At 32.2% G+C, this 14,007-nt stretch carries 9 protein-coding genes; 7 read left to right on the top strand and 2 right to left on the bottom strand.

The annotated features are described in order from the left end of the window. Window positions 1–60 precede the first annotated feature (60 nt). The 6 genes from ABD935_RS10040 to ABD935_RS10015 all read left to right on the top strand — a co-directional run bounded on the left by ABD935_RS10040 (window position 61) and on the right by ABD935_RS10015 (window position 9,657). The gene (locus ABD935_RS10040) at window positions 61–2,892 is read left to right on the top strand and encodes a gluzincin family metallopeptidase (RefSeq protein WP_345191863.1); all 2,832 of its coding nucleotides are present in this window, start codon (window positions 61–63) and stop codon (window positions 2,890–2,892) included. A 167-nt stretch (window positions 2,893–3,059) separates the two neighbouring features. Continuing rightward, window positions 3,060–5,471: an alpha-ketoacid dehydrogenase subunit alpha/beta gene (locus ABD935_RS10035; protein WP_345191862.1), complete on the top strand. Its 2,412-nt coding sequence runs from the start codon at window positions 3,060–3,062 to the stop codon at window positions 5,469–5,471. A gap of 12 nt (window positions 5,472–5,483) precedes the next feature. Beyond that, window positions 5,484–5,966, top strand: coding sequence for a hypothetical protein (locus tag ABD935_RS10030; RefSeq protein ID WP_345191860.1), 483 nt, complete (start codon window positions 5,484–5,486; stop codon window positions 5,964–5,966). An 85-nt stretch (window positions 5,967–6,051) separates the two neighbouring features. Continuing rightward, window positions 6,052–8,478, top strand: a complete 2,427-nt coding sequence (gene pheT, locus ABD935_RS10025; protein ID WP_345191859.1) for a phenylalanine--tRNA ligase subunit beta — start codon at window positions 6,052–6,054, stop codon at window positions 8,476–8,478. A 7-nt stretch (window positions 8,479–8,485) separates the two neighbouring features. After that, entirely contained in the window at window positions 8,486–9,334 is an 849-nt protein-coding gene (locus tag ABD935_RS10020; RefSeq protein WP_345191857.1) for a phosphatase PAP2 family protein, read from the top strand. Window positions 9,335–9,426: 92 nt separating this feature from the next. After that, entirely contained in the window at window positions 9,427–9,657 is a 231-nt protein-coding gene (locus tag ABD935_RS10015) for a putative signal transducing protein (RefSeq protein ID WP_345191856.1), read from the top strand. Window positions 9,658–9,715: 58 nt separating this feature from the next. Here the strand turns inward: ABD935_RS10015 and ABD935_RS10010 are convergent, their stop codons facing one another. Then, complete coding sequence (locus tag ABD935_RS10010; RefSeq protein WP_345191855.1) at window positions 9,716–11,341, bottom strand: ABC-F family ATP-binding cassette domain-containing protein; 1,626 nt, start codon at window positions 11,339–11,341, stop codon at window positions 9,716–9,718. Between the two features lie 189 nt (window positions 11,342–11,530). Here ABD935_RS10010 and ABD935_RS10005 point away from each other — a divergent pair, with 189 nt between their 5' ends. Further along, window positions 11,531–12,955 carry a hypothetical protein gene (locus ABD935_RS10005; RefSeq protein WP_345191854.1) on the top strand — a complete coding sequence of 475 codons (1,425 nt, stop codon included), beginning with the start codon at window positions 11,531–11,533 and terminating at the stop codon, window positions 12,953–12,955. A 34-nt stretch (window positions 12,956–12,989) separates the two neighbouring features. On the opposite strand, the gene ABD935_RS10000 is transcribed toward ABD935_RS10005, so the two are convergent. Further along, the gene (locus ABD935_RS10000) at window positions 12,990–13,793 is read right to left on the bottom strand and encodes an SDR family oxidoreductase (RefSeq protein ID WP_345191852.1); all 804 of its coding nucleotides are present in this window, start codon (window positions 13,791–13,793) and stop codon (window positions 12,990–12,992) included. Window positions 13,794–14,007 lie beyond the last annotated feature (214 nt).

Below are 14,007 nucleotides of genomic sequence, written 5' to 3'. Positions count from 1 at the left end.
TTTGCTATATTGCAGAGCCTCATACCAAAGAATTATTAACCATTTAATGCTATTGAAAAATTGAAATTGCGCTTATTTTATTGTATCATTTTCTCTCTAATATCTTTTACCAGTTTTTCTCAAAACAAAATTGAAGTAAAGGCGGTTTTTGATATAGAGAATAAACAAATCAAAATATCGCAAACCATTCATTATCATAATACTTCACAAGATGAATTGCAAACAATTTATCTAAACGATTGGAATAATAGCTTTGCTACAAAAAAAACACCATTAGCTATTCGTATTGCTGATGAATACAAAAACGATTTTCATTTAGCAAAAAACGAAGACAGAGGTTTTTCCGTCATTACGTCTATCAAACAAAATAACGAAGACTTAATATATAAGCAACTTAAAAATCAAATAGACGTTATTAAGGTTGAATTAAAAACACCTTTAAAACCAAATGACACTTACACTATACAATTAGAATATCTTGTGCAAATACCAAATGCCAAGTTCACAGGTTATGGCATAACAGATTCTGGAGATTTAAATTTGAGATACTGGTACATTACACCAGCAATTTATAATGGCGAATGGCAATATTATAGCAATAAAAATTTGGATGACTTATTTGTTCCAAAATCTGAAGTTTTATTACAGATTGAACACCCAAATGGTTACGCTTTAACTTCAGAATTAGATACAAGTAACATAATACAACTTACTAACAAACAAATAGTTAACTTAAAAGGAGAAAACAGAATAAACAATAAATTATTTCTTAGTAAAAAATCTGATTTTAAAACATTGCAAGCAGACGACCTTGCTATTGTTTCAAATATAAATGATGAAGGTCTTGAGATTATAGATAAAGTTTTAATCACTGAAAAAATCACGAAATTTATTTTTAATAACCTCGGTACTTACCCTCACAAAAGACTGTTATTAACGCAAATTGATTACGATAAAGACCCCGTTTATGGTTTGAATTTTTTACCAAGTTTTGTACAACTCTATCCCAATCACTTTCAATATGAATTAAGGCTTTTAAAGATTGCTTTACACAATTACCTCGAAAATACACTTCTGGTAAATCCACGAAAAGAACAATGGCTATTAGATGGTATCCAGATATATTATTTAATGAGTTACGTCGAGGAACACTACCCAAACATGAAATTTCTTGGATCTATTGCCGATTTTTGGGGCGTTCGATCTTTTCATGCATCAGACATGAAATTTAACGATAAATACATTTTAGCATTTATGCTAATGGCAAGAACCAATAGAGACCAACCCTTGGCTATGCAAAAAGATTCGTTGTTAAAATTTAATAAAAATATTGCAAATAAATATAAAGCTGGAGTTGGACTTAAATATTTAGATGATTTTGTAAACAGTGATATTGTTGAAAACAGTATAGAATCGTTTTTAAGTGAAAATAAATTAATCCCTACTAGTGCTAAAGATTTTGAAATTTATATAAAATCAAAAACCAATAAAGACATAAATTGGTTTTTTAATGATTACTTAACCACCCGAAAAAAGATAGATTTCAAAATAAGAAAGGTTATAAAAACTGAAGATTCCATTACTTTAACCATAAAAAATAAACGTAAAAACAGCATGCCTGTTTCGCTATACAGCTTAAACAATGACAGTATTGTGTCTAAAATTTGGGTTGAAAACATCAATAAAAACAAAACATTAACCATTCCTAGAAACGACGCAAATAAGCTAGTTTTAAACTATAATAGCGTTATTCCTGAAATTAATTTACGAGATAACTGGAAATCATTAAAAGGGTATTTTTTTAATAATAAGCCATTGCAATTTAGACTTTTTCAAGATATTGAAGACCCCAATTATAATCAGGTCTTTTTTATGCCTATAGTTGAGTTTAATAACATTTACGACGGTTTCACTTTAGGCGGAAAACTTTATAACAAAACATTGTTAAGAAAGCTTTTTAACTATAAAATAGCACCTAGGTACTCTTTAAAATCAAGAACAATTACAGGTTCGGCGGCCGTTTCAAAAAATCATTATTTTGAAAACAGCAACCTATATTATATTAATTATGGTATTTCTGCTGGTTATTCATCATATGCTGAAGATTTGTTTGTTAGCAAAATAGTACCTATAATACAATTTCATTTTAGGCAATATGATGATTTCCGCTCCAACAAACGAAAGTCTTTATTTTTAAGATATGTAAATATTAATAGAGATAAAGATGACAACAATATTTTAACAAGCAGTGAACCTAATTATAATATTGTTAATTTACGCTATATCAATTCAAATGACAACCTGATACATTTCAAGAAATGGTATACCGATTTTCAAGTAGGTAAAAAGTTTAGTAAGTTAGCTTTCAACTACGAATACAGACGATTATTTGAAAGTAACAGACAATTGAATATTCGGGCATTTTCTGGGGCTTTTTTAAAGAATAACACAAACTCTAATTCCCCCTATTTTAGTTTTGCGTTAGACCGACCTACCGATTATTTATTCGACTACAACTATTTAGGTCGATCTGAAGATGAAGGCATTTTCAGTCAACAATATATTGAAGCCGAAGGAGGGTTTAAATCGAAATTAGATACCCCTTTCGCTAATCAATGGATAACAACGCTTAACGCCAGTACAACACTCTGGAAATATGTATTAGCTTATGGGGACATTGGTCTTGTAAAAAACAAGCATAAACCAGCAAATTTTGTTTATGATTCTGGAATAAGAATAAATTTAGTTACAGACTATTTTGAAATTTATCTTCCTATCTATTCAAATCTTGGTTGGGAAATTGGCCAACCTAATTACGATCAAAGGATTAGATTCAAATTCACAGTAGATCCACAATCACTTTTAGGGCTCTTTAGAAGGCGATGGTACTAAATAAAATATTGAACTATTATCATTTAAACAATGATTTAAATAAATAATATTCAACAAAAATCGTTTTAAATTTATTTTTTTATTGATATCGCAACAAATAACAGGTTGATATAATTGTAAAAAAGCTTGGTTTTTACTATTTTTGTAAACATATAAAGCATTCTTCCATGCAAACCATACCCAATTTGAAAAACAACTTATCGTTCGAAGATTTTAAAACAGAAGTTATAGCTGATTATAAAATAGCTGTTGAAAGTCGAGAATGTAGCTTATTAGGACGTCGAGAGGTATTAACTGGTAAAGCAAAGTTTGGAATTTTTGGTGACGGAAAAGAAGTGCCACAATTAGCTATGGCAAAGGCATTCCTAAAAGGTGATTGGAGATCGGGTTATTATCGTGACCAAACCTTTATGATGGCCATTGGAGAACTAACAATGGAACAGTTTTTTGCTGGTCTATATGCTAATACCAATTTGGAACATGAACCCATGTCGGCAGGTCGGCAAATGGGAGGGCATTTTGTAACCCATAGTTTAAATACTAATGGTAGTTGGAAAGATCTTACTGCACAATATAATTCTAGTGCAGACATCTCTCCTACTGCTTCACAAATGCCTCGATTATTAGGTTTAGCTCAGGCTTCTAAGATTTTCAGAGAAGTTGATGGTATAAACACCACGAACTTTTCTAAAAAAGGTAATGAAGTTGCTTGGGGCACTATTGGCAATGCGAGTACTAGCGAGGGTCTATTTTTTGAAACCATAAATGCGGCTGGTGTTTTACAAGTACCCATGGTAGTAAGTGTTTGGGATGATGAATATGGTATTTCTGTACATGCAAAACACCACACCACTAAAGAGAATATTTCAGAAGTCTTAAAAGGATTTCAACGTGATAAGAATCTTAAAGGATTTGAAATTCTGCGTGTAAAAGGTTGGGATTATGCTAACCTTATTGAAACCTATCAAGAGGCTGCCGCGATTGCAAGAGAAGAACATGTCCCTGTTTTAATTCACGTTTTAGAGCTTACACAACCTCAAGGTCACTCTACTTCAGGGTCCCATGAGCGTTATAAAAGCGCCGAGCGATTAGAATGGGAAACGAGTCATGATTGTAAGGCAAAAATGCGTAAATGGATTATTGAAAGTGGCATTGCTACAAATGAAACACTAATTGAAATTGAGCGTGCTGCAAAACGAGAAGTTAGAGAAGCTAGAAAAAATGCATGGAACACCTTTTTAAAGCCTGTAAAAAAAGAACACCAAGAATTATTATCTATTCTTAAGCAAGTTGCTAACATAAGTATTAATAGGGTGTTCTTATTAAAAATTCATGAGAGTTTAGCTAACAAAGGAGAACCTACTCGTAAAGATATTTTTTCGCATGCTAGAAAAGCTTTACGTTATACTGTTGGAGAATCATTTGCTGAAAAAAAAGTACTTAGCAATTGGATTGATAAGATGTTTGAAAATATTCAGCCTAAGTTTAGTTCACATTTATATTCTGAAACGCAAGGTTCAAATATTCGAATAAAAGAAACAAAACCTACTTATAATGACGATGCCGAACTTGTTGACGGTCGTATTATTATTCGTGATAATTTTGATGCTATTTTTAATAATTACCCTGAAGCCTTAGTTTTTGGGGAAGACACTGGGAACATTGGTGATGTAAATCAAGGACTGGAAGGTTTACAAGATAAATATGGAGAACTACGTGTTGCTGATACAGGTATTCGGGAAGCTACTATTGTTGGTCAAGGTATTGGCATGGCGTTACGCGGATTAAGACCCATTGCCGAAATTCAGTATTTAGATTATATACTCTACGCATTACAAATAATAAGCGACGATTTAGCAACTTTACATTATAGAACTAAGGGCAGGCAAAAAGCACCTTTAATAATTAGAACACGTGGACACAGGCTTGAAGGTATATGGCATTCTGGTTCGCCAATGGGCGGTGTTTTAAACTTGGTAAAAGGCGTTAATTTACTAGTGCCCAGAAACATGACTAAAGCTGCCGGTTTCTACAACACCCTTTTACTTGGAGATGACCCTGCTATTGTTATAGAATGTTTAAATGGTTATCGATTAAAAGAAAAAATGCCAAACAACCTGAGCGCTATCAAAACACCTATTGGAGTTGTTGAAACTATAAAAGAAGGCTCAGATATTACTTTGGTATCGTACGGCTCTACATTGCGTATTGTTGAACAAACCGCAAAAGATTTATTAGCCGTTGGTATTGATGCTGAAATTATAGATGTGCAATCATTAATTCCATTTGATTTGAATCATGATATTGTTAAAAGCATTGCGAAGACAAATCGAATTATGATTATTGATGAAGACGTTCCCGGAGGTGCATCGGCATATATTTTAGATCAAATTTTAAATACCCAAAACGGGTTTCAATATTTAGATAGTTCGCCAAAAACGTTAACAGCAAAAGCACACAGACCAGCTTACGGTAACGATGGCGATTATTTCTCGAAGCCTTCTGCCGAAGATATTTTTGAAGCAGTTTATGGGGTTATGCACGAATCGAATCCTAATGATTTTCCTAAACTGAGATAGTTCCTTTTCAATATGAAAGCTGTATCGGTAGTTACTATTAAAAAAGAATTACAACATCAATCTAAAGAAGAATTAATAGCACTCTGCTTAAGACTATCTCGTTTTAAAAAGGAAAATAAAGAACTCCTCACCTATTTATTATTTGAATCGGAACATGAAGAAGGCTATATACAATCCGTAAAGACCTACATGGATGATGAGTTCGAAATCATAAATCGCGACAGCTATTTTTATATAAGAAAAAGTGTTCGTAAAATTCTTCGTAACGTAAAAAAGTATGTTCGGTATTCTCAAAAAAAAGAAACAGAAGCCGAATTACTCATTTATTTCTGCCAAATACTAAAAGACTACTCTCCCAGCATAACACGCAGCACACAACTACTCAACATGTACAACCGCCAATTACTTTTGGCAAAAAAGATTATTTCTGGTTTACATGAAGATTTACAGTATGATTACAATGAAATGCTTGAAGATTTACCCCATACTTATTAAATACTTTATCCATATAAACTTTCATGCTTTGTTTGAATGCTGACAGCAATATTTTATCTTTGCTCGCTTAATACGATAATGATTTATGAAGATTTCATACAATTGGTTAAAACAATTTATTAAAACAGATTGGACACCAGAACAAACCAGCGAATTACTCACAGATTTAGGACTTGAAGTTGAAGGTGTTGATGTCTATCAATCTGTAAAAGGTGGATTAGAGGGTATTGTAGTTGGCGAAGTGTTAACCTGTGTTAAACATCCAAATGCAGACAAACTTAAAGTTACCACTGTAGATGTTGGAGGAGATTCTCATTTACAAATTGTATGTGGAGCACCTAATGTTGCTGCTGGACAAAAAGTACCTGTTGCAACAATTGGAACGACTTTATATACCGAAGAAGGTGAATCTTGGACCATAAAAAAAGGAAAAATTAGAGGTGAAGAAAGCTTCGGAATGATTTGCGCCGAAGATGAACTAGGATTAGGAAAATCACATGACGGTATTTTAGTATTAGATGATAAAATTAAGATAGGTACACTTGCTGCCAATATTTTTGATATTGAAAACGACCAAGTTTTTGAAATTGGTTTAACACCAAACCGAGCAGATGCCATGAGCCATCTGGGTACTGCTCGCGATTTAAAAGCAGGTTTGGTGCAAAAGGATATTAATTTAGAATTGATTACGCCTTCTGTAAGTGCGTTTCATGTTGATAACCGCACTTTAAAAATAGATGTGAATGTTATAAACAAAGATTTAGCACCGCGCTATTGCGGTGTTACCATTTCTGGTTTAAAAGTTAAAGAATCTCCTGCTTGGTTGCAGCACCGCTTGAAAGCTATTGGATTAAGCCCTATTAACAATATTGTTGATGCCACAAATTATGTGTTACATGAACTAGGACAGCCTTTACATGCCTTTGATACTGTAAAAATGTCTGGCAATAAGGTAGAAGTTAAAACCTTAAAAGCAGGTACCAAGTTTGTAACTTTAGATGGTGTTGAACGCGAATTGCATGAAGATGACCTAATGATTTGTGATGCTGAAAAACCAATGTGTATTGCCGGTGTTTTTGGAGGTATTGATTCTGGAGTTACAGAAAACACAACCAGCATATTTTTAGAAAGCGCCTATTTTAACCCTGTAAGCATTCGTAAAACGGCTAAACGCCATGCGCTAAATACAGACGCCTCATTTAGATTTGAGCGTGGTATAGACCCAAATATTACTGAATATGCTTTAAAACGAGCCGCTTTATTAATTCAAGAGATAGCTGGCGGCGAAATAACCAGCGATATTATTGATGTCTACCCTAAAAAAATTAAAGATTTCGAGGTTCGTTTAAGTTTTGAAAACGCCAAAAAATTAATTGGAGAAGAAATCCCGAAAGAAATCATTAAACGTATTTTAACATCCTTAGATATAAAAGTAAACAATGTTACTGAAGCCGGTTTAGGCTTAACCGTGCCCGCATATAGGAATGATGTACAACGTGAAGCTGATATTATTGAAGAAATATTAAGGGTTTATGGGTACAACAATATTAAAACTACAGAAAAATTAAACGCTTCTATTTCTAATACATCTCGTTTTGAAGATTATAAAATTCAAAATGTAATTGGTAACCAATTAGCGGCCCAAGGTTTTTTTGAAATCCTTTCAAATTCGCTCACCACACCTAATTATGTTGCTTTAAGCGAACAACTAAAAGAAGAACATAATATAACTATGCTTAACCCTTTAAGTAATGATTTGTCTGTTTTAAGACAGTCGTTATTATTTTCGGGATTAGAAGCAGTATCATTTAACATTAACAGAAAACGCTCTGATTTAAAACTATTTGAATTCGGAAAAACATACCATGGTTTTGGTGATAAAAGAGAAGAGTTTAAACATTTATCCATTCTTGTAACGGGGAATCAAAATTCAGAAAATTGGCATAGTCCCAGTAAAAAAAGTGATTTCTTTTTAATGAAAGGACTTATCATTTCTATTCTTGAGCGTTTGGGCATTTCTAGATTCAAAGAATCACCAATTAGCAATGATTTATTTGCAGAAGGACTAACTTTAGGATTAGGAAAAAACAAACTGGTCGATTTTGGTTTGATAAAGAAACCCGTATTAAAACATTTTGATATTTCTCAAGAAGTAGTTTTTGCTGATTTTAATTGGGATGCTATTTTAGATGTGTTAAAGCGCAATAACATTAAGTTTAAATCGATTCCAAAATATCCTGAGGTTCGCCGTGATTTTGCTTTATTATTAGACGATAATATTTCATTTGACGCTATATATAAGATTTCCAAACAAACTGAAAAACAATTACTTAAAGATGTTAATTTGTTTGATGTTTATCAAGGCAAAAACTTACCTAAAGGTAAAAAGAGTTATGCCGTTAGTTTTACTTTACAAGATGAAAACAAAACGCTTACCGATAAGCAAATAGACAAGATTATGTCTAAGCTTCAATCAAACTTTGAAAAGCAACTTGGCGCTGAACTAAGGTAATTTTATTTTGAAAAAACTCTTAGTATTCAGCTTAATAATCTTTTGTTCATGCAAATTAAATGCGCAACAATTTTTAGCAACAGAAAAAACAGCAGATACTTCATCTATTGGCAAGCTAGCGTTATATGATTTAAAAAATGGAATCAAAAATGTTGGTCATTCCTTCTCTAGACCTTTTCATTGGAAAAAGAAGGATTTATCAACGCTAGCCACTGTTTTAGTAAGTGCTTTGGCGCTTTCAACAATTGACGATGAGGCCAGCGAACTATTTATTCGAAATGAACCACATGTTCCCATTTTATTTCAAGAAGTAGGGACACGTTTTGGAAGCCCACAAGTTTATTTTATTGCTAATGCTGGATTGTATGGAGTCGGATTATTTACTAAAAACGAAAAAATAAGAAAAACCAGTATTTTAATTATCTCATCTTCTTTTACCTCTGGTATAATTCAAAGTTTAAGTAAAACTGCTTTTGGTAGAAGCCGCCCTAAAAATGGTCTAAAAAGTACCGAATTTAGGTTTTGGTCTAGAGAACCAGGACTTCACTCTTTTCCATCTGGTCATACGGTATTATCGGTTACAATGGCTCATGCTATTGCTAAACAGTTTGATAATACTTGGACAAAAATTGGTATATACACTTTAGGGTCTGTCGCTCCAATTTCAAGACTATTTGCTGGAGCACATTGGCCAACGGATGTTGGAGTTGCTGCTGTATTAAGCATTGTTGTGGTAGATAGCATAGATAAGTTCATGTTCAATTCAAATTCTTACAAGTATAACAAAAAAGAAAAGCTCATAAGTTGGAGATTAAGTTTTACAGGTGACAAAATTGGGCTAATAGGGTCTTTTTGAGCGGTTTCAGAATTATAGACTATTCTACTTAACCTATTAATGGTATTCATTTTTTTCGTACCTTTAAGAAGGACTCTTTAAAACTTATAGCTATGTCAAACTACATTAAAGTATTTACTGGTGATATTATTATTGCACAACGTATTGTTGCTGATTTAGAGAAAGAAGACATAATTCCTGTTATAAAAGACCAAACCGATTCAGGGCTTACCCCTCTTTTTGGCTCTTCTAATTCAATACTTAAACAAATTTTTGTCCATAAAGATGAACTTGATAAAGCTGTTTTAGTTGTTGAAAATATTACTTCAGAATTACAATCTTGATGCTTTCTATCTCTTTGAAGTAACTTTCCAAAGGAGAGAAAAATAAATTACGTTATAATTACGCAGTAACCGCATACATTTTATCACGCAATTCCTTAATCTTTTTGTCTTGCATGTATTCATCAAATGTTGTGTAACGGTCTATAACGCCATTTGGGGTTAACTCCACCACTCTATTTGCAACAGTTTGAGCAAACTCATGGTCATGCGTTGTAAATAATATGGTGCCTTTAAAGTTTTTAAGCGAGTTATTAAACGCTGTAATACTTTCTAAATCTAAATGATTAGTTGGTTCGTCTAATTGTAACACGTTAGCTCTCATCATCATCATACGAGACAGCATACATCTTACTTTTTCACCCCCTGATAATACGGAAGATTTCTTAAAAGCCTCTTCCCCACTAAAAATCATTTTTCCTAAAAACCCACGGATATTTACTTCTTCGCGCTCTTCTTCTGTAGTTGCCCATTGGCGCAACCAATCTATTAACGTTAACTCATTATCAAAAAACTCACTATTATCCAAAGGCAAATAGGATTGTGTGGTTGTAACACCCCACATGAACTTACCAGCATCAGCTTTTTCTTTGTTATTCAGTATTTGATAAAAAGCCGTTGTAGCTCTAGAATCTCTAGAAAACACAACAACTTTATCGCCTTTTGCTAGATTTAAATCAATGTTTTTAAATAAGACTTCACCTTCGGTAGACGCTGCTAAGCCTTCAATATTTAATATTTGATCACCAGCTTCTCTTTCACGTTCAAAAATAATAGCCGGGTAGCGACGACTTGTTCGTCTAATATCACCAATATTAAGCTTTTCAATCATTTTCTTTCTACTAGTTGCTTGCTTACTTTTTGCAACATTGGCAGAAAAACGACGTATAAACTCTTCTAATTCTTTTTTCTTTTCTTCGGCTTTTTTGTTTTGTTGTGCATGCTGTCTTGCTGCTAATTGAGAAGACTCATACCAAAACGTATAGTTCCCAGAATAATGATTTATTTTTCCGAAGTCAATATCTGAGATATGCGTACAAACCGCATCTAAAAAGTGTCTATCATGCGATACTACAATAACACAGTTATCATAATTTGCCAAAAAGTTTTCTAGCCACGAAATGGTTTCATAATCTAAATCATTGGTAGGCTCATCCATAATCAGTACGTCAGGATTTCCAAATAAAGCCTGTGCCAATAATACACGTACTTTTTGTTTTCCATCTAAATCTGCCATCAAAGTATGATGAAACTCTTCTTTAATACCTAAATTAGATAACATGGAAGCTGCATTACTATCGGCATTCCAACCATCCATTTCTTCAAATTTAACTTGAAGCTCACCTATTTTATCAGCATTCTCATCCGTATAATCAGCATAAAGTGCATCAATCTCAGTTTTAATTTTGAATAGGGGTTTGTTACCCATCAAAATCGTTTCCAAAACTGTATGCTCGTCATATAAATTATGATTTTGCTCCAACACAGACATACGTTTACCTGTTTCTAAAGACACATGACCAGATGTTGGCTCTTGTTGTCCAGAAATAATCTTTAAAAATGTAGATTTCCCAGAACCATTGGCACCAATTATACCGTAGCAATTACCATTATTAAAGGTGGTATTTACTTCATCAAAAAGAACGCGTTTACCAAATTGTACTGAAAGGTTAGATACTGATAACATAAGGGTTATTTTAATTTTTTTGCAAAAGTAGAAAATTACACTCATAAGACGAAACTTAGAGCCTCTAATTTTAAGTATTTAAAGCTTTTAAGCAGTTTTTTGTTTAGTAAACATTTAACAACGCATTAACAGGACTTTATAAATACAAGCTATATTTTTGTTTATATAAAATACACTCAGAAGGGATTTATGAAGTTATATTTTACATTTATATTAATTCTCATAGCATTTTTTTTCGGCTGCAAAAAAGATGGTAATGAAACCACAATTGATTATGCATATCTTGGCGGCGAAATTATTAACCCAAATACAGACTACGTCATACTATATAAAGATAAAAGCATTGTTGATACCATTACGCTAGATGGTCGAAATAGGTTTCTTCATAAAGTTAACAATATACAGCAAGGTCTGTATACTTTTAGACATGGTGGCGAGTATCAAATGATTTTGCTCGAACCAAAAGATAGTGTGCTTTTTAGATTAAACACTTTAGATTTTGATGAATCGTTGGTTTTTACAGGCATAGGCGATAAAAAAAACAACTATTTGATTAATGAGTTTTTAGAAAACGAAAAGGAAGAAAAGCACAATATAAAACTCTGCCAATTAAACCCTCATGCTTTTCAAAAATACGTAGATTCTATACGAGCATCTAAAATTAAAACACTTGAAACATTCACAAGAAAACATAAACCATCTCCTTTGTTTGAAAAATATGCTCAAGCAAACATAGATTATCGGTATTATTCAAGTAAAGAAGTATATCCTTTTTGGCACTATGGTAAAAATAAAATGGCTATTTTAAAATCATTACCTGATAATTTTTATGATTATAGAAAAGACATTAATTATAACGATGAATTTTTAAGTAATTATTTTAATTACAGTACATTCTTAAGACACAACTTTAGTAATTTAGCCCTTAAATCTCATAATAACCATTCTGATAACCAATCGTTTAACAGAGGGTCGTTGTGCTACAATTTAGACAGACTTAAACTTATAGACAGCTTGGTAACAAACACTTCTATTAAAGATGATTTGTTATATCATTTCACTATGAGTTACCTATCGAAGTGTAAAAATGAAGAGAAAAACAATGCTATTTTAGAGTCTTACTTAAGTAAAAGCAAAAGTGAAGAAGGAAAAAAAATGATGGTACGCTATGCAAATTCTTTAAACAATTTAAAAGAAGGATCAAAATTACCACCTATAAATCTTGTTGATTATAATGCTGGCGAAATTGAAATTAATTCAGCAATACAAACACCAACAGTGGTTAGTTTTTGGTCTCAAATTTATTATGAACATTTTAAAGAAAGTCATTATAAGCTGAAAGAATTAAAAGTAAAGTATCCAGAAATAAAATTCATTACTATAAATGTAGATGCATATGGTTTAGATAATTCTAAGAAAATGCTTCTTGAGCATGGGTTTGATTCTACTAACGAATATCAGTTTAAAAACCCCGTAGAAACTTCTGAAATTTTAGCCATACACCCTATGACTAAAACAATCATTATTGATAAGAATAAAAAGATTATTAATAACAATACAAATCTTTTTTCAATACATTTTGAAGAACAACTGCTTGGTTTGATAAATAGATGACAAGTTAGAAGTTAGAAACTTATACTTTTTTAAATCATAACTTATAGTGGTTCATCAAAAGCTTTTCATAAACTTTATCAGGTAAAATTCGTTTTAGAACAATAGAGAATTTCTGCATAAACTCCCCTACTTTATAATGCACTTTAGGGTTTGGTGTCTTAATGATTTTATAAACAGCCTTTGCCATAATGTTTGGATTGCTGCCATTATCAACATGGGTATTCATTAAATCTAACGTATCTCCATAAGGCTTTTTGTAAGGCGAATTATCAAGCAATGGCGCATGGTATCTACCAGCCGCAATATTAGTTGCAAAATCTCCTGGGGCTACGTTAGTCATTTTAATATTAAAGTCTTTTAACTCCATTCTAAAAGCTTCTGTTAAAAGTTCTAAAGCACCTTTACTAGCACTATAAACACCTCTGTATGGTAGTCCCATATAACCCGCAATAGAAGTTATATTTATTATTAAACCAGAATTTTGCTCACGCATCTTTGGTAATACAGCTTTAATAACATTAATAGGTCCAAAAAAATTGGTATCAAAGTTGTTTTTAATTTCTTCTTCTGGAATTTCTTCAATGGGGCCTGTAATTCCAGCTCCAGCATTATTAATAACAATATCTAATTTGTTTTCTTTTTCAATGATGGTAGTAACAGCAAGTTTAATTGAGGCCATATTTGAAACATCTAAAGCCAAAATAGGAAAACAACTGTCCTTATACTTTTCTGGATTTCTGCTGGTCCCATAAACCTTAAATCCTTTTTCATTTAAGTATTCTCCTATAGACTTACCTATACCTGAAGACCCTCCTGTAATTAAAACAACTTTAGACATATTTTGAATAAAAAATTATAAGTATGAAATTGAATTTTATAAAAATACAACTTAAAATAATGAGATTTCCATCTTCATGAAAATGTTCAATAAGCTAAAAAATCTTGATTCGCAAAAGCTTTCAAGATTTAAGTTTAAATTAAGATTCCCACCTTCGTGGGAATGTACAAAATTAAAATATTTCATTTCGCTATGCTTATAAAATCTCAATTTA

This window comes from Algibacter agarivorans, assembly GCF_039543245.1.
In the GTDB taxonomy this organism is placed as follows: Bacteria; Bacteroidota; Bacteroidia; order Flavobacteriales; family Flavobacteriaceae; genus Algibacter_G; species Algibacter_G agarivorans.
The sequence above is the reverse complement of the archived record's forward strand: the minus strand, read 5'-3'. Positions and strand labels throughout refer to the sequence as shown.

What these genes read in the sequence shown, in the direction of transcription:
- ABD935_RS10015 (WP_345191856.1), top strand. Translation starts at nt 9,427, where the DNA reads ATGTCAAACTACATTAAAGTATTTACTGGTGATATTATTATTGCACAA.
- ABD935_RS10010 (WP_345191855.1), bottom strand. Translation starts at nt 11,341, where the DNA reads ATGTTATCAGTATCTAACCTTTCAGTACAATTTGGTAAACGCGTTCTT.
- ABD935_RS10035 (WP_345191862.1), top strand. Translation starts at nt 3,060, where the DNA reads ATGCAAACCATACCCAATTTGAAAAACAACTTATCGTTCGAAGATTTT.
- ABD935_RS10030 (WP_345191860.1), top strand. Translation starts at nt 5,484, where the DNA reads ATGAAAGCTGTATCGGTAGTTACTATTAAAAAAGAATTACAACATCAA.
- ABD935_RS10000 (WP_345191852.1), bottom strand. Translation starts at nt 13,793, where the DNA reads ATGTCTAAAGTTGTTTTAATTACAGGAGGGTCTTCAGGTATAGGTAAG.
- ABD935_RS10005 (WP_345191854.1), top strand. Translation starts at nt 11,531, where the DNA reads ATGAAGTTATATTTTACATTTATATTAATTCTCATAGCATTTTTTTTC.
- pheT (WP_345191859.1), top strand. Translation starts at nt 6,052, where the DNA reads ATGAAGATTTCATACAATTGGTTAAAACAATTTATTAAAACAGATTGG.